Consider the following 17,217-nt stretch of genomic DNA (forward strand, 5'->3'; position numbering starts at 1 on the left):
GGCCTATGGCAGCGTGACGCCCTTCGCCTCGACCGTGAGCGCCCGCGTCTCGAATCCGGTCCGCAGGTCGAACACGACCGTCGCGTCTTCCTTGGGTTTCCCCGGGAACATGAACGTGCACGTTCCCATGCCCCACATGCTTCCCTGAGATTCCATCGTCTCGCCGTCGCTGACAAACGCGACCTCGGCGATGGAATCATGGAGCGACTCGGGCTTCATCTCGATCTGCACCGAGTTTCGCGACATTTTCACGCGGGCCTTCGCCCCCGAGCCGAACGTTTCCGACGGCAGATCGATCCACTCGCTTCCGGTCGCCGTCAGCCCGGCCACCGTGACCTTGCTCACGTCGCGATACAGCGTGATCTCGGAGGTCATCGAGAGATCGAACGTCGTCGCCGAACGGGCCGCAGGAAGGAGCACGATCGGCACCTCGCCCTTCTGCTTGTCGTCATCGAACATCATGCCCATGTACTGGGCCTTGCCATTGAACCCTGGTTCGACCTTGGTCAGATCCGTCCCGCTGTTGTCAACGGCCTTGATCGTGGTCGGCTCCTCGACGTTCAGCACCTTCATCCCCGCGGGCACGTCGAACTTCAGCGTCAGGGTCAGGCCCGGCTTGTCGAACATGTTGAAATCGTCCTCGCCCTTCTTCGCCGTGGCGTGCACGCGAACTTCCTTCAGTCGGACGATTCGAGCGGTCATCGACTCCGCCGTCGAGGCGAGAAGTGACGCGGGCTTCGGAGCCATCGCCAGCCCGCCGGCGGCGATCAGCAAGAGGCTCAACGACACATTCAGAATCGTGCGGCACCGTCGTGTGTGAAGACCGAGAGTGGGGGAGGTGTTCATACCACACCCATCGGCTTGTCACGAGGCCCTCATCCACTCGGAGAGTGTTCAGAGTCCGTGCAATGTGTGACACGGTCCTAGGTCGCGCGAGCCTCGGCCGCTTCCCACGCCTCCAACACCACGAGCGTGACCCCAGCGACCGGTCCCTCGGCATCAACCACGACGTGGGCCAAGGTCCGATAGAGCCCATCACGCTGCTGGTACACCTCGTGGACCTCACCGATCGCGTCCACGCCGAGGATCGCCGGGCGAGTCTTGATGTCTGTTCCACGCAACCGCTCACAAAGCGTGTCGGGACTCGCGTGGAGGTACACCAACAACGCCCGGCGATCGTCGCGCCAACGAGTCAGTCGTGCCGAGGCCCCGGGAGCCGTTGGGGTGCCGCCGCCGAGGGACAGCACGGATCGATCGTGCGCCAGGACCGCGTCCGCCATCGCCTCGCACTCGGCAAGGCGGAAGGCCTCCCACCCACGCGTCGCGATCGCCTCCGCGGCATCGACAGCCTGAAGCCGAACCGCGGTCAGCATGTCCAGATCGAGAAATGGCACGCCCGAGCGTCGGGCAATGGCAGAGCCCACAGCGCTCTTCCCCGAGCCTCGAAGCCCAAGCAGGACGAGTATCACGCCACGCTCTCCGAGGACCTTGGATACAAGAACGAATACAGGACGGTGGTCAGGCCCGCGACTGGTACGAGCCGTCTGCTGTGCTGATGCGCAGCGCCTCGCCCGGCTTGATGAACGCGGGCACCCGCGTCACGAGCCCCGTCTCCATCGTCGCGTCCTTTGTCTGATTCGAGACCGTCGCGCCCTTCACTTCGGGCGGGCAGTCCTTCACCGTCAACTCCACCGCGGGAGGAAGTTCGAGCGTCACGGGGTTGCCATCGTGGAGCAGCACGATCGTCTGCGCGTTCGGGCGGAGGAACTTGAGCGCATCACCCAGCACGTCCTCGGGCATCACGAACTGTTCGTATGACTCGGTGTCCATGAACGTCGCGCCCGTGGAGTCGGAGTAGAGATACTCCATCGTCCGCCGATCGAGATCGATCACCTCGATGTCGTCCGATGAGCCAAGGCGACGCTCGAGCGACTTGCCCGAGAGGATCTCCTTGTACTTGATCTGGATGAACGCGCGGAGGTTCCCGGGCGTGCGGTGCTCGACGCCCGTCAGCACCGCGAGTTTGTTGTCGATCTTCACGCCAAGGCCCTGTCGAAGTTCGGTCGCTTTCATGCTCGATCCCACCTCATGGTTCGTGTCAACGTCGCGTGTTCGTATCTCGTTCGTGTCCGGGCCGATTGCAAATGCCGGTCCAGGTCGTTCCGGCGATCAGTATCGAGAAATCGGCTCGGGGAAACGGCCCCAAGAATAGGCGCGAGTATGCCGAGAAGGCTTCGACGATTGCCTCGCGCCTCCATCGCCTTGCAGACTTTCCCCCGCGCGGTACACTGGTTGCGGATGTGAAGAAGGAGCCGTCGTCCCGGCCGGGTGTGTCCGTGTTCACGGAAGAAGCCCAGATGCCCTCCACACGCACGCCAGATCCACGCAGCGCCGACGCCGGACTTTTTCTCGACTCGGCCCCGCCTGCCAAGCGACTCCACTATCTCCTCAACTACGCCATCATGGCTCCGAGCGCGCACAACGCGCAGCCCTGGAAGTTCAGAGTCGCCGAGCACCATGTCGAGTTCCACCACGACCACGAGCGCATCCTCCCCGTCGTCGATCCGCACGGACGCGAGAGCCTGATCTCCGTCGCCTGTGCCGTGGAATCATTCCGGATCGCGATGCGGCGCTTCGGGCTTTCTGATCAGGTCGAGTGGAATCCCAGTGCCGCGCCTCATGAACCTGTCGCCATCGTCCGCATGGAAGGCCGGCACACTCCCTCGGCCCAGGAACTCCGCCTCTTCGACGCCATCCCCAACCGTCGCACCAATCGCATGGCATTCGATCCCAGGCCTGTCGCCACCAGCGAACTCGACGCCCTGCGAGCCATCGTGCACGGGGCGCACCACGACGGCGCGCCCACGACGGTGCGCCTCGATGCGACGAGCGACGCCTTCGCCAAGCACGAGATCGCCGAACTCGTCGCCCAGGCCGACCGCGTCCAGTTCGCCGACGAGAAGTTCCGCACAGAACTCGCCTACTGGATGCGACCCAACGACACCGACAAAGGCGACGGCCTCCCCGCCTACGCCCAGGGCATGTCCGGCCGCGTCTGGGACATCCTCTCCCACGCCGGACCCTTCATCATGCGCACGTTCGACGTCGGCAAGGGCCGAGCCGCGAAAGACCGCCAACTCGCCGAAGGCTCCCCCGCCCTCGCCATCATGCACACCGACGCCGACGATCACGCCGCCTGGCTCGCCACCGGCGCCGCCATGACCAGACTCCTTCTTGCCTCCACATCCATGGGTATCTCCGCCTCATACCTCAATCAACCCATCGAGGTCGAGACTCTCAGGCCGAAACTCTCGGAACTGATCGCCACGCGTCTCTCGGGACGCTCGATCAAGAATGACTTTGAGGAGGAGAGCGATCTGCCCGACGCGAATCAATCGCCGACGATCAATCCGCAGATTCTTCTGCGTTTGGGCTATGCCGACTACACCCCCGCCACGCCTCGCCGCCCTCTCGCCGACTTCATCATGGATGGCAGCGAGATCGAGTGATCGGCAACATATTGCAGTGAACTCACGTCGCCCCAACCGTCAGCGTCGCGGGCCCACCAGCCGTTGATGCCTGCTCGGTCTTTGATTCACGGTGCAGCCGCCGCGCCCGGTGCGTGGACCAATCTCTCACCTGCAAGTCCGGTGATTCCGCCCCTGCCTGCACCCGCAGCACGTCGTACGAGTTGTCCCGTTGCGCCGGCACAAACCCCGCATCCCGGATCAATCGGCACAACACCGCCTCGTCCAGGCAATACGTCGTCCCCGCCGACGACACCACGTTCTCCTCCATCATCACGCTCCCCATGTCGTTGGCGCCATAGAACAGCCCCACTTGCCCGACATGCGGCCCCATCGTCACCCACGAACTCCCGATCGAATAGACATTGTCCAGCACCAGCCGCGAGAGCGCCTGCGTCCGCAGATACTCGGTCGCCCCGCTCATCCGCACGCGCTTGCCAAACAGCGACGCCGTCGGATACGTGGTCCGGTCCATCTCGTCGAACGCGAAGACATCCGCCGCTCGCTTCCCTGCCGGCTGCGCGCCTACGCCACGGCCAAAGTCCCACGCCCGCGCGACCGCATCGCCCGGGAACTCCATCGAGAGTTCACGCGCATCCGCGCCCCAATCCGGCACCCGACCGAGCGGCGTGTTCTCCCGCTGGAACGGCCACGAGATGAACGCCTTGTAGTGCCCCGCCCCGTTCACCCCCTCGCGCAGCGCCTTGTCCTGCCACTCGCGCACCAGCAACATGTGGTGCACGCGATCGGCGTACCCCTCCACGTGCCCGAACATCATCGTCGCGCTCGTGAACATTCCGAGCGTGTGCGCGACATACATCACCGTCAGCCAACTCTCCGCGTCGCACTTGCCCAGGCCGATCTTCCGCCGCACCGGGTCCGCAAAGATCTCGCCACCGCCGCCGGGCAATGAGTCCAGCCCCGCGTCGCGCAATCGCGACAACACCCACCTCACCTTCGCCTCGAACGTCGCACCAGGCGGATTGAAGAAGTGCACAAACTCCACCATCTCCGGCGGGCTGAACGCGTGGATGTGCACCCCCGGGAACTTCTCCTTGATCGATCGCAACAGATCGATGTACCACTCCAGAGGCAGGTCCGGATTCATCCCGCCCTGCATCAGGATCTGCGTCCCGCCGATCGCCACGAGTTCCGCGATCTTCTCGTGGATCTGCTCTTTGCTCAGCGTGTAGGCGTCGCTCTCGTCGCCATCGCGCCGGAACGCGCAGAACGTGCACCTCGCGTTGCACACGTTCGTGTAGTTGATGTTCCTGTCGATGATGTATGTTCGCAGACGATCGCCATGGATCACGCGGCATCGCGCGTCCGCCCAGCGCCCGATCTCGTGCAGCGACGCGCCATGCCACAGCGTCATCGCCTGCTCCGTCGTCAGCCGAGCCTCTCCCATCGCCACACCGCGAAGAAATCCCTCGTCGCGCGCGTCGTGGTGGGGGAGTTCCTTCGGTGCGGTGTACAGCGCGCCCATGGGCAAGAGTCCTTCCAATGTCGGGGCCGAATATCGCCCCATGAAGACCGCCATGACCCGGGCTTGCCCCCCAATCTCCAGCCACGGGTCACGGAACTTTCAGAAAACATTGAAATCGTACCCGCCCCTAGGCCTTCTGTCGCCCGGTGGGGTCGCCAATGACGCCCACGTTCATCTCCAGTACGCCCATGGCGAGTCCCCGCACCGCCCGCACGATCGGAATCTCCCGCCATCGAGTTATCGCCCGCGGCTCGACCCATGGCCCGCTCACGCCGATGCCATCCGTACCGGGCAGAGGTTGCCCCAGTTCGGTTCGTTCGCCTGTTGAGAACTACAGACCCGGAGTCCACCCATGCACGCCCGCGTTTGGTGTCGTCTCGCTGCCATCCTTTGCCTCGCCGCCCTCCCGCGTCTCGCCCACGCCGCTGAACCCGTCTCCACCGAGTTCACCTACCAGGGAGTCCTCGGCGTCGGCATCTCCCCAGCCAACGGCTTCTGCGACTTCCGATTCACGCCCTACTCCAGCGCCACCGGCGGCTCACCCTTGCACGCCGCCGTCGAGGCTACTGGAGTCCAGGTTCGCCAGGGCGTCTTCTCGACCAAGATCGACTTCGGCACAGGCGTTTTCACCGGCAACGCCATCTGGCTCCAGATCGACGTGCGCAGCCCCAGCGGCGCCGGCGGCTACACCAGCCTCACGCCCCGCCAACCCGTCAACGTCGTTCCGTATTCCCTCTACGCGCTCAACTCACCCGCTGGCGCCCAAGGCCCCGTCGGTCCCGCTGGACCACAAGGACCACAAGGCCCCGCCGGTCCTATCGGCCCGACCGGTCCCGCCGGCGCGCAAGGCACACAAGGTGCGCAAGGACCTCAAGGCCCCGCCGGCGCGCCCGGACTACCAGGCCAATCCGGTCCCGCAGGCCCGGCTGGACCGGCCGGCCCTTCCGGTCCATCCGGGTTCAATGGCATCCAGGGTCCCGCAGGCCCCGCCGGTCCCGCGGGTTCCGCTGGCCCCATCGGCCCGACAGGCCCGCAAGGCCCACAAGGTCCCGTGGGAGCGACCGGTCCCGCCGGGGCTGCCGGCCCCGCGGGGGCCTCGCCCTTCGTCCTCACCGGAAACGACGCCCATTTCACCCAGGGCAAAGTCGGCATCGGCGTCAACCAGCCCCAGCACCCGCTTCACGTCATAACGAGCGAGGCCCGCGCAGGCGTCTTCGAATCCTCGCTCGCCAGCGGCGTTGCCCTCTCCCTCGCCGGCAAGTCCGCCAGCAACGCCGGTGTCGGCATCCTCGGCTGGGCCAGCGCCACCTCGGGCGAGACCTATGGCGTGCACGCGCAATCAGACTCCACCGGCGGACGCGCGATCCTCGGATGGGCCACCGCTACCACAGGCGACGCCTGGGGTGTCTATGGCCGCTCAGACAGCACCGCCGGCACCGGCATCGACGGCTACGCCACCGCTCAGACCGGTCTCACGACAGGCGTCCTTGGAAGAAGCGATTCCTCCACCAACGACGCCACAGGTGTCTATGGCGTCGCCGCTGCTCTGTCCGGCAACGTCATCGGCGTCTGGGGAGCCGTGCAAAGTCCCGCCGAGGGCGCCACCGCCGTCTACGCCACCAACTACGCCGAGAACGGCCTGGGCTTCGGCATCTTCGCCGCCTGCGCCAGCGTCGAGGGATACGCCCTCTATGCCGACGGCGACATCGGAACCTCCGGCAACAAGGCCTTCATGATCGACCACCCGCTCGACCCCGAGAATCGAATCCTCATGCACTACTGCAACGAGGGCCCCGAGCCGACCAACACCTATCGCGGCAACATCGATCTCGACTCCTCGGGCGAGGCAACCGTCGAACTCCCCGACTACTTCGAGGCCATCAACCGCGATCCGACTTTCCAACTCACACCCGTCGGCGCACCCATGCCCACGCTCTACATCGCCGACACTGTCCGCAACAACCAGTTCCGAATCGCCGGCGGCGTTCCCGGCGCCTCCGTCTCGTGGACCGTCACCGCGACACGCAACGACGCGTGGCAGAAGTATCGCGGAGCGCCGAAGGAGATCGCCAAGCCCGACGCCTGGAAAGGACGACTCCTCTCGCCCAGGGCGTGGGGCCAGTCGCCAGAGCAAGGCATCAACGCGCGCCCGCGCCGCGTCCTCGACACGCCACGCCCGCAGCCCCAGCCCGCCGCCGCGCTCGTCCCCGAGACGCCAGCGGACGATCCCAGCACGTTCCCCGCGGTGATCATGCAGCCCACCACAGAGACGCCCTGATCGTCAAGCCGTTCGAGGCCGCGGCCCGCTGAATCCCATCGCCAGCCCCAGCGCACCGATCGCCACGACCACGCCGAGGAGCGAGATCGTGCTCGAGAAATACCACGCGCTCGCGTCGGTCGTGATCGGAAACGTCGTCAGCAGGAAATACACGAACATCCCCACGATGAGCGCCACCAGCCCGAACCGCGTCAGCACGTGCATGCACGCCGCCGCGACAAGCGTCGCATACACAAAGTCGATTACGGCCATGGACCACAAGGGGCCTCCCGCCTTGGCTTCAACGCTCCCGATCGTCGCAACCACGACCCCGATCGATAGGACCACAATCCCGATCGCCAGCCACGTCCGACGAACCGCCAGACGCACGCCCACGAACGCGATCAGCAGCAGCATCGCGGCGATCAGCGATCGCAAGAAGAGCGTCGCCCCCAGCCCGATCGACTGCCGCGCACCGGCGAGCGCGTCACGAAGGAGATCGCTCGACCCGATCAGTTCCGGCTCGGGAAGTCCCGAGAGCATCGGCACAATGTGACGCAACTGCGTCAGCACCGTCACGCCCACGCCCGCCGAAACACCCACAACCAGGTTCACCCCCAACTGCGAGTCACGCCAGCGACCCGCGAGCAGATGCGACCACGCCACCATCGCCTGGGGCCAGTGCCGCCGGACATACGGTTCGGCCGCCACATAGAACACCCAGAACGTCAATGCCGTCACCGACCCCACACGCCCGCAGCGCGCGAGCAACTCCGCTAGCGCGACCGAGTCGAGCATCGGGTCCGACAGCATGAATCGCGCAAACGCCGCGATGAAGAACGCCGTCACCGACATCCGGATTGCCCCGCGACGATCCGCAAGCCCACCGTTCACATTTCGCCACGCCAGGATCGCCCCCACGACGAGCCCCGCGGCAAGGAGAAACGGCCCGGCGACTCGCGCAGACCGAAACACACGTGGCATCCCCCCGATCTCCTCAAAGAACACCGATGCCGACGCCCACTTGAGTTCCACGATCCGAAACGACGTGATCTTCCCCTCGTACGACGAGATCGCCACACGGACCCGCTCGTCGGGCAACTCCGGATACACCCCCATCCACGCCCGCCGAAGATCCGAGTACGTCGCCGGCTGTCGAACCGGTTGAACCTCCGTGAATCGATCAATCTCCAACCCGGCGCTCTCGAACGCCAGCGCCCAGTTCGCCTCTCTCGGCGCGGCCGATACCACCGGGCGCGCCTCGCCCACGGCATCCAGATCCAGCAGCGTCGTTAGCCGGAAAAAGTCCCGCAATCGACCCGAAGCGTCGAGCCTGACCGACGTGTCCCCAGACACCTCGAACGGCGGGTCACGCATGTCCACACGTTGACGCTCGTTGTTCGTCACCAGCGGCAAGTCCCGCTCGCGATACCAGAAGTCCACAGGACTAGGCCGCGCGCGCTCGAGGATGTCCCATCGCGTCGCGCCCCGATCATCCCGCGCCATCGCGCTCACCAGTTCCTCGTAATAGTCAAAGTGCCCCACCGAGTACGCCTCGGGTGTGTACCCAAACGAGGCGATGATCTCGCGAGCGCGATCCACCAGCACCTCGCGAGGCTTGGGCAGATGGACCCGTGGCATCAGCATCGTGTTCCCCGCCAGCGTCACGACCACCACCAGCAGCATCGCCGTCAGAACCGATGTCAGCAGGAGCGCCGTCCGCTCCAACACACCCGGCGCCCGCGCCCGCGCCAAGAGATCCGGCGAGGGCATCAACCCCGCGCCCACCGCCGCCCCCAGGATGTCCCCTCCGGGAAGCATCGCCGCCACCTCGAGCGCGCCCGCCGGCCGATGCTCCGCATCCCGATCGAGGCACTCCAGAATCACACGCTCCACGCCGGTGTCCAGCGTTGGAGTGCCCAAAGACGGTGCCGCGATGGGCCGCTTCTGCAACTCGCGCAGTTCCGAGATCGTCTTGGGCGAGTACACCGCCCTCCCCGTGAAGATCTCGTGAAGCACCAGGCCAAGTGAATAGATGTCCGATCGCACGCTCGGCGGCTTGCCATCCAGTTGCTCGGGCGCCATGTACGCCGGTGTCCCCGTTCGTCCATAGACGTATCGCAACTCGTCCGCAAGGCCCGCCAGCCCGAAATCCGTGATCTTCACCTCGCCCTTGCTGTCGATCATCACGTTCGCGGGCTTCAAGTCTCGATGCAGCACCCCCTGCGCGTGCGCCGCCGCCAGACCAAAGCACACCTGCTTCGCCGCCGTCGCCCCCTTGTCCGCCGGCAAACGCCCGATCTTCGCCAGCAGTTGTGCGAGCGTCTCGCCATCCACATACTCCATCGAGATGAACGTCCGACCACGATACTCCCCTATGTCATGCACCCGGCACACATTCGGATGGCTCACACGCCGCGCGAGGCGCACCTCGTTCAGCATCAACTCCCGCGCCCGCTCGTCCGACGCCGCGGGAAGAAACTTCAGCGCCACCGTCTGCGACAGCGTCCGGTCGTCCGCCCGGTACACCTCGCCCATCCCGCCCGTGCCCACGCGCGACACGATCCGATACCGACCATTCACGAGCAATCCCGACGGCAAAGGCTCATCGAGCGACACCGTCGGGCGAGAATGTTGGTCCCCTTCGTCGGGCATCGGGAGCGCCGCCGACTCGTCCATCGCCGGGTCAACATGATCCTGCTTGCTCAGCCGGGGCAAGGGCGTCTCGCCACGAATTCTCTCGGCGCTATCACCCAGGCCACCCACCCCGGAATCAAGCAACGCGCCGCACGAGTTGCAGCGCACAACTCCTGGCACAATCACGCTGTGGCATTTCGGGCACAAACTCGTCGAGGCCGTCACGGCGTGAGCATAGCCCGATGTCCCACACGCCCTGTTGCGTCCACGGATTCTTCACAAACGTGACCGAAATACGGGACTACACGCCAACCTTGATTCCCTCGGCCTTCAGCTTCTCGACGAGCAACTGCACCTCCACCAGCGTCCGCTCCAACTGCGCCGACGCCGACCGCACCGAGTTGTACAGATCCGGGTTCTTGACCAGTTGCCCCGCCGTCCCCTCACCCGCGTTCACGCTCGAGAGCAGCGTCGCCAACTCGCCCGAGGCGGCGTCGATCCGCGACAGCGTCCCACGCAACGTTCCCAGTGTCTCGCCGGCATCCTCCCGGATCGTCGCTACCTCTCGTCGAAGCGATTCGCCCGTCCTGCTGACCTCGCTCCCGATGTTCGTGGCCGCCGTCTCGACCGATTCGCCCGCCTTCTTCCACGACGCGATCACGCCCTCCATCTCCTGAAGGCTTGCCTGGGCGCGTTCCAGGATCTCCACAGTCCTGGACTTCAGGCCGCTCTCCTCGCCGATCCAATCATTCGTGTTCGCGAGCGCGGCATCGAGTCGGGCAACGACCGTCGCAATATTGGGAGCCTTCCGCGCTGCCGGATCCACCGCGTCCACCTCGCTCGGCATACGCGGCGCCAGCAGATCATTCAACCGCTCGCCCACCTCCGTATACGCCAGCGCCATCCGATCGATGTTCCGTGCCGTCGCCGTCAACTGCTCCAGCGGATCCTGAACCGCACCAGTCAAGTCGCCAAGCAGCGAGCGCACCCGGTCGTACCGCTTCACCTCGTCCTTGGGGTCCAGGGTCGCCGCCAGTTCCGCCTCGGTCGCGTCCAGCGGAATCACGAACTCCAGAGAGGCCTCGCCGACAAACGACCGCTCGATCGAAGGAAGCGCCGCCGCCGGAATCCGCGACGCCTTCTGCACGCGCAGCGTCAACTCCACGCCGCGCTCCGGAAGCGAGAGGTTCTTCGTCCGAACGATCTGACCGACTTTCACCCCGCTCACCGTCACCGGAGAGGTCTCACGCAGTCCCCCGGCCGTCGGAACAATGACGCGCACGTCGTACGTCGGCTCCGCGAAGTTCGCCAGCGTTCCAAACAGCATCAACATGATCGCGAGCCCGCTCAGGCCCACGATCGCCGTCAACCCCGTCAACAGGTCCCGTGTCCGTGCGTTCATCGTCTCTCGCTCCCCGAGTTCGGCTCGCCGCCGCCCGTTCCATCGTCCTCGATCGGTTTGTAGGCCGCCTCCTCCACCCGCACACGCACCGACGCGACGTCCGCCGGCGTCGCCACGTCCTCGTCGCCATACCGCCCGGCCAGAAACTGCTGCACACGCGGGTTCGACGAGGCTTCCAGATCGGCAAACGTCCCTTGCGCCGCGATCGTCCCTCCATGCAGCATCACCACATGGTCCGCGATCTTCTTCGCCGATTGCAGATCATGCGTGACCACGATGTTGGTCACGCCCATCTCCCGCTTCAACTTCAGGATCAACTCGTTGATCCCGTCCGATCGGATCGGGTCCAGCCCCGTCGTCGGCTCATCGAAGAGCACCACCTCGGGGTCCAGCACCAGCGCCCGCGCGAGCGCCACACGTTTGCGCTGCCCCCCCGAGAGTTCTACCGGCAACTTCGTCTGCGTCCCATCGAGGTCGACTGTTTGCAACGCCCGCGCGATCCGTTCACGCCGCTCGTCGGTCCCGAGCCGCGTGTGCTCGATCAGCGGGAACTCGATGTTCTGCGCCACCGACATCGAGTCAAAGAGAGCCCCCATCTGGAACAGCATCGCCACGCGCAGCCGGATCGACGTCAGTGCCCGCTCGTCGAGTTGGTCCACCCGCGTCCCAAGCACATGCACCTCGCCCGAATCCGGCCGAAGCAGCCCGATCAGATGCTTCAGCAGCACCGACTTCCCGCACCCCGATGGACCGAGAACCACGGTGGTCTTCGCCCGCTCGATCGTGAGGTTCAGTCCGTCGAGAACCACCTGAGAACCAAACGATTTGTGAACGTCGACCAACTCCGCAACCGTCGAGTCCGCGTTCAAACACGCAGCGACACTCGAGGCCCGTGCCTCGAGAACTTCATCCGTGCGTTCTCCAATCCCTCGGCTCATGACAGGTCCTTGGACGCAATACTTCTGTACCATTGATCGTGATGAACCCGCGGCCCGATGCACAAGCCCGCACACACGTCGGCCCACAAGCCCGCGCACAAGTTAGTGCCCGTGAGCATAGGCCCACGCTGGAACGCACTCTCCTCATTCGCGACGCCAAGTTCGATGTCGAACGTGTCGATTACGTCTCATCACGAGGCGATCCCATCTCGCGAACCGTCGTTCGCCATCCCGGGAGCGTCGTCCTCGTCCCCATGCCCACGCCCGATCGCGTGGTCCTCATACGCACGTATCGCCCCGCCCTTGACGCATGGAACTGGGAGTTCCCCGCAGGAACGCGTGGGCCCGACGAGCTCTACGACGACTGTGCCCGCCGAGAACTCGCGGAAGAAATCGGGGCCGCGGCCGCAACCCTCACCGAGATCGCCCGGTTCCATCCTGGTCCGGGGATGACCGATGAGTTGATGAAGGTCTATCTCGCCACCAGCATCACCATGGGGAGCCAGCACCTCGAGCCGGACGAGGACATCCGCCCCGTGGAGATGAGCACGCACGACCTCGAACGCATGATCGACACCGCCGACATCATCGACGCCAAGACGATCGCCGCGTGGCACATCACGCGCCGATACCTCGATCGTCATCGCCACGACGGCCCACGCGCCACGCCGGGGAGTGTCGCCCCATGAACTCGCACGCGCAGAATGCCACCTCCGTCTCCAAGCCCCGCGCTCACGCGCCCCTGTACAGCGGCTGGGACGAGTTCCTCGGGTGGATGGTCCCCCTCGTCCCCATCAAGGCCGGCTGGGTCGGCGTCCACATCCTCGTTCTCGCTTGGATCGCCACCGAAGCCGCCGTCGCCGCCCTCACGCACGGCGCCGCCGGCGCGGCCGAACAACTCCTACTCCTTGGTGCATGGATGGGCGTCGTCCTCGCAAGAGAGGTCGCGCGCGCCATTGTTCTCCGACTCATCGGCGGCATCGAAACCAACTGCGCCATCTGGCCCCTCGGCGGCCTCGCCCTTCCCCTCCCGGGCCTCTCCGCACGCCCCATGATCGCCGAATGCGGCGGCGTTGCCTTCGGGTTCCTCATGATTCCCCTGATCGCCCTCTGGGCCATCAGCCTCGGTCTCGACACGCGTCTCCTTCTCACCTGGCCCACCGATCCGCGGGCCGCGGGACTCGTCGGCTGGCCGAAAATCGTCTGGTGGCTCCATGCCGCCAATCTCAGCGTGCTGGCCATCAATCTTTGCATCCCCATGCTCCCCCTCGACGCAGGCCGCTGGCTCCACGCCTGGCGCTCCCGTCGCGTGACCACCGCCGAAGCCGCGATGACGACCGCCCGCGCCACGTGGATCATCGCCTCGCTCATCTTCATCGTCGCCGCCGTCGCCGGCGAGACCCGAGTCCTCCTCGTCTCCACCATCGCCGGCCTCGCCGGTGCCGCCCACTGGCGCCGCGCCCTCTTCTTCGCCGAGGGTCTCGGCTCCCCACACCCAACCCGTGATCACACACTCTCGGACGATCCAGATTCCTTCCACACCTTGTCGGATCACTGGCTCGATCAATCGAGTTCCGATCTCGAGCCAGGCACGCTCCCCGAGGTCGACGCCGTCCTCCGGAAAGTCTCCACGCAAGGCCTCGCCGCTCTCTCCCCCATCGAGCGCCGAGTCCTCGAGGCCGAGACCACCCGCCTCCGCGCCGCCTCACAGGAACACCAGGCCCCAAATTCCTAAAGTACTCCGCAAGGGAACCGGTTCTCCGCCCGCGGCATCAAGGCCTCGCTCGCGTCCGGCCGATCATCCCTCAGTTCTTGACACGAACGCACCTGTTCGACCGCGCAAGGAGGCGCTCGCGACCACATGGGCATCGCCGAACGAAACTACGACCAACGCCCAGGAGGCAAAGGACCATCCATGATGTGGGGAGGTCCGGGCCGTCGACCCCTCTCCATGACCGTCTGGATCATCATCGTCAACGCCGCCGTCTTCTTCGGCTCCGCTCTCCTGGGACCACGGGCCGTCGATCTCTCCAGGGAATACGGCGCCTTCTCCACCCACACCTTCCTCAAACTCGAAGTCTGGCGCCTCCTCTCCTTTCAGTTCCTCCACGCCGACATCACCCACATCCTCTTCAATATGTTCGGCCTCTGGATCTTCGGGGCCATGGTCGAGGAATACCTTGGGCGAAAAAAATACCTCGCTTTCTACCTCGTCTGCGGTATCTGCGGCGGCCTGATGTTCCTCCTCCTCAATCTCGGAGGCGTCCTCTTCACCAAAGCCGGCTTGCACCCACTCCCCGGTCTCCTCGTCTACAAACTCCAGTCCCCCCTCATCGGCGCCTCCGCCGGCGTCTTTGGCGTCATCATCGGCGCCGCCTACATCCGACCCAATGAGCAGATGCAACTCCTCTTCCCGCCCGTCACCCTCCCCTTGAAGTGGCTCGCCTATGGCTACGTCGCCATCGCCGCCATCAATCTCCTCACAGGCTCCGCCAACGCCGGCGGCGAAGCGGCCCACCTCGGCGGCGCCCTCGCCGGGTTCATCTTCGTCCGCAACAACCACCTCCTCCGCGACTTCTTCGACATCATGGAGGACTCACGCAAAGCCCCAGACTCCCGCTCCACCTCCTCTCGCGATCCAAGCCGCAAAGGCGGCCTCGCCTCATCCCTCAAGAAACTCGTCGGCGCCAAGGAAATCACCCAGCAGGAAGTCGACGCCATCCTCGACAAGATCAAAGAACATGGCATGGGCAGCCTCTCCGACGCCGAGAAGAACAAACTCCGCAAGTTCAACGAGCAGGGCGGCATCAAAAACGGCTAACGAGGCCTCATCCCTTACCAACTCTCGTGGCACCGGCGTCTTGCCGGTGTCTCCTCCTTCTACATCTCCTCTCATGATCCGCACTCCGCGCCGTACCCTCCCCGCGTGACCGCCCTCTCCTTCTCCATCCAACATCGCTCCGCAACCACAGGCGCCCGACACGCCCGCGTCACCACGCCCCACGGCTCCTTCGACACCCCCGCCTTCATGCCCGTCGGCACACGCGCCAGCGTCAAGGGAATCCTCCCCGAGCAAGTCGCCGCCACGGGTGCTCAGATCCTCCTCAACAACACCTACCACCTCATGCTCCGACCCGGCGCCGAACTCATCCAGCGACTCGGGGGCGTCCACACCTTCATGAACTGGAACCGCCCCATCCTCACCGACTCCGGCGGCTACCAGGCCTTCTCCCTCGCCGACACCAACTCCATCGACGACGACGGCGTCACCTTTAAGTCCGTCGTCGACGGCTCGACCATTCGCATGGCCCCCGAGGACGCCATCCGAATCCAGAACCAACTCGGCGCCGACATCATCATGGCCTTCGACGACTGCCCCCCCTCCGAGAACGCCCTCGAGGATGGCCGCCCAGATCCCTCCGCCGACCCACGCCTCACCTCCGCCGTGAGACGCGACACCAAGCGGGGCCGATACGACCACGCCGAGCGCCTCGACATCGCCAACGAGCGCACCGTCCGCTGGCTCGAGCGATGCAAACACGCCCACGCACGCTCCACCGACCAATCCCTCTTCGGCATCGTGCAGGGCGGCACCGATCTCAACCGTCGCACATGGTCCGCCACGCGCATCACCAACATCGATCTCCCCGGCTACGCGATCGGCGGCGTCGCCGTCGGCGAAGACTCCGACGACATCGCCCGCGTCGTTCGCCACACCGCGCCCCTCCTTCCCGAAGACAAGCCGCGATACCTCATGGGCGTCGGCTACGAGCGAGACCTCCTCGCCGCTGTCCGCGCCGGCGTCGACATGTTCGACTGCGTCCTCCCCACTCGAAACGCGAGGAACGCCAACGCCTTCACAAGCACAGGCCAGATCCGTCTCCGAAATCAGAAATACGCCGATGACCAATCCGTCCTCGAACCAGGCTGCGACTGCATCGCCTGCACCGGCGGCGAGAACCCCCTCGCCGCCCCGCGCGGCTTCTCCCGCGCCTACCTCCGACACCTCTTCCAGACCGGCGAGATGCTCGGGCCCATCCTCATCACGCTCCACAATCTCCGCCATTTCCAACGCTTCATGCGCGACATCCGCCAAACCATCACGACCGATGACTGGCAGGCCCTCGTCGCCCGCTGGCCCATCGCCGCCGACGGCCTCCGTTGACCGTTCGACTTCCGTACGGCATTCTCAAGATCCCGGGTCGTCTTTTGGTCTGTGCCCTCGAACAATGCAGGCCCACCGGGATCCGACCCAAGGCCCCCTCGTCACGCCGACGCAGGGTCCTCGCGGTTGTTCCTGAGTGGTGCATTGGATGTTGCGCCGCGTCTGAATCTCTCAGCGTCGGTTGAGCCACGCGATCCATGTTCTGTTGTCTCGTTCCTGAAAAGTGAAGTGCCCGTAGAAAGGTGGATGTTGGAATGCTCGATCAGGTGACCGGTCTCTCTTCCGCATGGCTGGCGCTTGCCCAGGATGCTCCCTCCGGAGGCGCCAACGCCGTCGGCATGCCCGGCGCAACCGCACAACCCGCCGGACCCGCAACGACCACACCAGGCGCCGCGCCCGGCACGGGCGCGCCCACCGGCGGCGGAACCTCCACGCCCTCCAGCCCCTTCGGCGGCATCTTCCTCCCGATGATCGTCGTCCTCGGCGTCATCATCCTCATGCAGGTCTTCGGCGGCCGCAAGCAGAAAAAACAACGCGAACAGTTGATGGCCAATCTCAAGAAGAATGACCAGGTCTTCACCACCGCCGGCATCATCGGCACCATCGTGAAGATCAACGAGAACGACGTCGTCCTCCGCGTCGAGGATGGCCAGATCAGGTTCTCCAAGTCCGCCATCCAGGGCGTCATGTCCTCCTCTCCAGGGGCCAAGGCAGACACCACCGCCGAACTCAAGCCCGAAAACTCACACGCCAACGCCTGATCGCTACACCAGCCAACAAGGCCAGACCCGCCGGCGACGACTGC

Annotated in this window: 15 protein-coding genes; 7 read left to right on the plus strand and 8 right to left on the minus strand. The window is 65.3% G+C overall.

Annotation, left to right across the window (positions count from 1 at the left end):
• Positions 1-3: 3 nt before the first annotated feature.
• The 3 genes from IPK69_13105 to efp all read right to left on the minus strand — a co-directional run bounded on the left by IPK69_13105 (position 4) and on the right by efp (position 2,073).
• Positions 4-783, minus strand: a complete 780-nt coding sequence (locus IPK69_13105; GenBank protein ID QQS08896.1) for a hypothetical protein — start codon at positions 781-783, stop codon at positions 4-6.
• Between the two features lie 140 nt (positions 784-923).
• Positions 924-1,469: a hypothetical protein gene (locus IPK69_13110; GenBank protein ID QQS08897.1), complete on the minus strand. Its 546-nt coding sequence runs from the start codon at positions 1,467-1,469 to the stop codon at positions 924-926.
• A gap of 49 nt (positions 1,470-1,518) precedes the next feature.
• On the minus strand, positions 1,519-2,073 hold the full coding sequence (gene efp / locus IPK69_13115) for an elongation factor P (GenBank protein ID QQS08898.1): 555 nt from the start codon (positions 2,071-2,073) through the stop codon (positions 1,519-1,521).
• 284 nt (positions 2,074-2,357) lie between these two features.
• Here efp and IPK69_13120 point away from each other — a divergent pair, with 284 nt between their 5' ends.
• Positions 2,358-3,509: a nitroreductase family protein gene (locus tag IPK69_13120; protein QQS08899.1), complete on the plus strand. Its 1,152-nt coding sequence runs from the start codon at positions 2,358-2,360 to the stop codon at positions 3,507-3,509.
• A 22-nt stretch (positions 3,510-3,531) separates the two neighbouring features.
• Here IPK69_13120 and IPK69_13125 read toward each other — a convergent pair whose 3' ends face one another.
• On the minus strand, positions 3,532-5,013 hold the full coding sequence (locus IPK69_13125) for a radical SAM protein (protein QQS08900.1): 1,482 nt from the start codon (positions 5,011-5,013) through the stop codon (positions 3,532-3,534).
• Positions 5,014-5,140: 127 nt separating this feature from the next.
• A complete protein-coding gene (locus IPK69_13130; GenBank protein QQS08901.1) occupies positions 5,141-5,284 on the minus strand; it encodes a hypothetical protein in 144 nt (47 codons plus the stop codon).
• Between the two features lie 81 nt (positions 5,285-5,365).
• Here IPK69_13130 and IPK69_13135 point away from each other — a divergent pair, with 81 nt between their 5' ends.
• Entirely contained in the window at positions 5,366-7,291 is a 1,926-nt protein-coding gene (locus IPK69_13135; GenBank protein ID QQS08902.1) for a collagen-like protein, read from the plus strand.
• Between the two features lie 3 nt (positions 7,292-7,294).
• Here IPK69_13135 and IPK69_13140 read toward each other — a convergent pair whose 3' ends face one another.
• The 3 genes from IPK69_13140 to IPK69_13150 all read right to left on the minus strand — a co-directional run bounded on the left by IPK69_13140 (position 7,295) and on the right by IPK69_13150 (position 12,247).
• Positions 7,295-9,988: a serine/threonine protein kinase gene (locus tag IPK69_13140; protein ID QQS08903.1), complete on the minus strand. Its 2,694-nt coding sequence runs from the start codon at positions 9,986-9,988 to the stop codon at positions 7,295-7,297.
• A gap of 220 nt (positions 9,989-10,208) precedes the next feature.
• On the minus strand, positions 10,209-11,309 hold the full coding sequence (locus IPK69_13145; GenBank protein ID QQS08904.1) for an MCE family protein: 1,101 nt from the start codon (positions 11,307-11,309) through the stop codon (positions 10,209-10,211).
• Positions 11,306-12,247, minus strand: a complete 942-nt coding sequence (locus IPK69_13150; protein QQS08905.1) for an ABC transporter ATP-binding protein — start codon at positions 12,245-12,247, stop codon at positions 11,306-11,308. Before IPK69_13150 ends, IPK69_13145 begins: the two co-directional genes overlap by 4 nt.
• 254 nt (positions 12,248-12,501) lie before the next feature.
• Between IPK69_13150 and IPK69_13155 the strand changes: the two genes are divergently transcribed.
• The 5 genes from IPK69_13155 to yajC all read left to right on the plus strand — a co-directional run bounded on the left by IPK69_13155 (position 12,502) and on the right by yajC (position 17,173).
• Positions 12,502-12,936, plus strand: coding sequence for an NUDIX hydrolase (locus IPK69_13155; protein ID QQS08906.1), 435 nt, complete (start codon positions 12,502-12,504; stop codon positions 12,934-12,936).
• Complete coding sequence (locus IPK69_13160) at positions 12,933-13,982, plus strand: hypothetical protein (GenBank protein QQS08907.1); 1,050 nt, start codon at positions 12,933-12,935, stop codon at positions 13,980-13,982. The genes IPK69_13155 and IPK69_13160 overlap by 4 nt, the downstream gene beginning before the upstream one ends.
• Positions 13,983-14,198: 216 nt before the next feature.
• A complete protein-coding gene (locus IPK69_13165) occupies positions 14,199-15,068 on the plus strand; it encodes a rhomboid family intramembrane serine protease (GenBank protein QQS08908.1) in 870 nt (289 codons plus the stop codon).
• 105 nt (positions 15,069-15,173) lie between these two features.
• The gene (gene tgt / locus IPK69_13170; GenBank protein ID QQS08909.1) at positions 15,174-16,412 is read left to right on the plus strand and encodes a tRNA guanosine(34) transglycosylase Tgt; all 1,239 of its coding nucleotides are present in this window, start codon (positions 15,174-15,176) and stop codon (positions 16,410-16,412) included.
• A gap of 254 nt (positions 16,413-16,666) precedes the next feature.
• Positions 16,667-17,173 carry a preprotein translocase subunit YajC gene (gene yajC / locus IPK69_13175; protein QQS08910.1) on the plus strand — a complete coding sequence of 169 codons (507 nt, stop codon included), beginning with the start codon at positions 16,667-16,669 and terminating at the stop codon, positions 17,171-17,173.
• Positions 17,174-17,217: the final 44 nt, after the last annotated feature.

Source organism: Phycisphaerales bacterium (assembly GCA_016699835.1).
Classification (GTDB): domain Bacteria; phylum Planctomycetota; class Phycisphaerae; order Phycisphaerales; family UBA1924.

What these genes read in the sequence shown, in the direction of transcription:
- efp (QQS08898.1), bottom strand. Translation starts at nt 2,073, where the DNA reads ATGAAAGCGACCGAACTTCGACAGGGCCTTGGCGTGAAGATCGACAAC.
- IPK69_13120 (QQS08899.1), top strand. Translation starts at nt 2,358, where the DNA reads ATGCCCTCCACACGCACGCCAGATCCACGCAGCGCCGACGCCGGACTT.
- IPK69_13125 (QQS08900.1), bottom strand. Translation starts at nt 5,013, where the DNA reads ATGGGCGCGCTGTACACCGCACCGAAGGAACTCCCCCACCACGACGCG.
- IPK69_13135 (QQS08902.1), top strand. Translation starts at nt 5,366, where the DNA reads ATGCACGCCCGCGTTTGGTGTCGTCTCGCTGCCATCCTTTGCCTCGCC.
- IPK69_13145 (QQS08904.1), bottom strand. Translation starts at nt 11,309, where the DNA reads ATGAACGCACGGACACGGGACCTGTTGACGGGGTTGACGGCGATCGTG.
- IPK69_13150 (QQS08905.1), bottom strand. Translation starts at nt 12,247, where the DNA reads ATGAGCCGAGGGATTGGAGAACGCACGGATGAAGTTCTCGAGGCACGG.
- IPK69_13155 (QQS08906.1), top strand. Translation starts at nt 12,502, where the DNA reads ATGCCCACGCCCGATCGCGTGGTCCTCATACGCACGTATCGCCCCGCC.
- IPK69_13160 (QQS08907.1), top strand. Translation starts at nt 12,933, where the DNA reads ATGAACTCGCACGCGCAGAATGCCACCTCCGTCTCCAAGCCCCGCGCT.
- IPK69_13165 (QQS08908.1), top strand. Translation starts at nt 14,199, where the DNA reads ATGACCGTCTGGATCATCATCGTCAACGCCGCCGTCTTCTTCGGCTCC.
- yajC (QQS08910.1), top strand. Translation starts at nt 16,667, where the DNA reads ATGCTCGATCAGGTGACCGGTCTCTCTTCCGCATGGCTGGCGCTTGCC.